This is a genomic window from Campylobacter sp. DY7, assembly GCF_057802535.1.
Genome location: NZ_JBYJAU010000032.1, coordinates 1 through 1590 on the forward strand (window position 1 = coordinate 1; position 1590 = coordinate 1590).

A 1590-nucleotide genomic window follows, 5' to 3' on the forward strand; every position below is an offset into this window, starting at 1 on the left:
TTTTTATTACGCTTACTTGTAAGATATGTATTAAATAATAATGTATTACTAGAAGCACAATCAAAAAGCTCTAATAAGCCATCATTATCTAAACAATCTAATAAATCGCAATATTCTGTAATTTCTTTCTCATTAATATAATTCTTAATATCTCGTTTCATTTGTGAGATTTCTGCGCTTGTAGGAGTGCAATAATCTTTAATGTTAAAGCCATTAAATAGTTTAATATCTTTCTCATTATATTGATATTTTTCAGGGTTGTCTTTATGTGTTAAGTATCTATAATAACCCCTTACGCTATGTAAAAGCTGTGGAATAGTTCCATTTAATTCATCTGAAAATTTTTTAGCTTGAGAATAACGAACATTTGTATCAAATCTATAAATTAAATGATAGTGTGGTTTTTTGTGTTCTTCATCTGCGTTTAAATCTTTATCGTGCAAAGGACTTAAAGCACATTTAAGCCCACTCAACTGAATAATTTTTTCAAAATTTTTTGGTAAGCTCTCTGGATAAATTACACATACCCAAGAATAACTTCTTGCATTTTTACTATTTTCTGACATAATATTATTACCTTTTCGGTAAAAATATCTAGTTCCAAAAAAAGAGTTTTTACCGACCTTTCTTAAAAAATTTAATTCTATTAATTTTTATTTTCTTTCTTATTTTGATAATTTATAAAAAAATCATTCAAAGCAAATGAAATCATTGCAGAACGACCTAAGCCAAAATTTTCGCACAATTCATCTAATTTTTGATAAGTATTATCGTTTAAACTTACTCCAATTCTATTAATTGTATCGATTTTTTTTTGATTAACATTATCAAAATTCATAATTTATCCTTTCTTTTTTTTGCACTTATATATAAGTGAATAAATATTATACAATTATAATTAATAATTAATTAATATTGCTTTTTTTTTGTCTTTTGTCTTTGGTCTCTCCCTTGGGGGCTGTCGTAGTAGCCCCCAAGAAAATCCCTATTTTTACCCATATTTTGAAAATCCAAATCAATAAATTATAAAAATTTTTGATAATTATTATTATTTATTTATTACTCTATTCTTAAACAAAGCTTAATGATGAAATTATTTAATATATAGACAAGGGAGAGGTCGTGCGTGGCTCACGCCTCGCACTCTCTCTCCTGTCCTATTTCATCAAATAGATTTTTGATACATTAAGGCAAGGGCTAATAAAAAGGGGATAAATAATACTTGAATAATTAAAAAAATAAGAATTGTTTTTTTCTTTTAGGGTGTTAATGCTGTCGCATTAACTAGAGCAAAAACGCTTTGCGTTTTTATGCTACGCAAAAAAAGGAATACTTTTTTTGCTTTATGGGGGATTCCCCCATGCCCCCATAAATTTTTTTATCCTTATTTGTCTTTGGGTTTTTAGGGTGAAACCCTAAAGCACGGCGTTAATGTTAGGAGCGTATGCGTATAACATTGACAGCCGTGCCTATACTAAAAAACTTGCTTATAATATTTCGGTTCGCATAGTAAATTTTTTATTACGCTTACTTGTAAGATATGTATTAAATAATAATGTATTACTAGAAGCACAATCAAAAAGCTCTAAT

General features: G+C 27.7%; 2 protein-coding genes. Both read right to left on the minus strand.

Features of this window, described 5'->3' with window-relative positions:
* Nucleotides 1-566 (minus strand): replication protein (locus tag AC1B00_RS09535; protein ID WP_488849490.1); only part of this gene is annotated, 566 nt, incomplete at its 3' end.
* Nucleotides 567-646: 80 nt separating this feature from the next.
* Complete coding sequence (locus AC1B00_RS09540; RefSeq protein WP_488849491.1) at nucleotides 647-838, minus strand: ribbon-helix-helix domain-containing protein; 192 nt, start codon at nucleotides 836-838, stop codon at nucleotides 647-649.
* Nucleotides 839-1590: the final 752 nt, after the last annotated feature.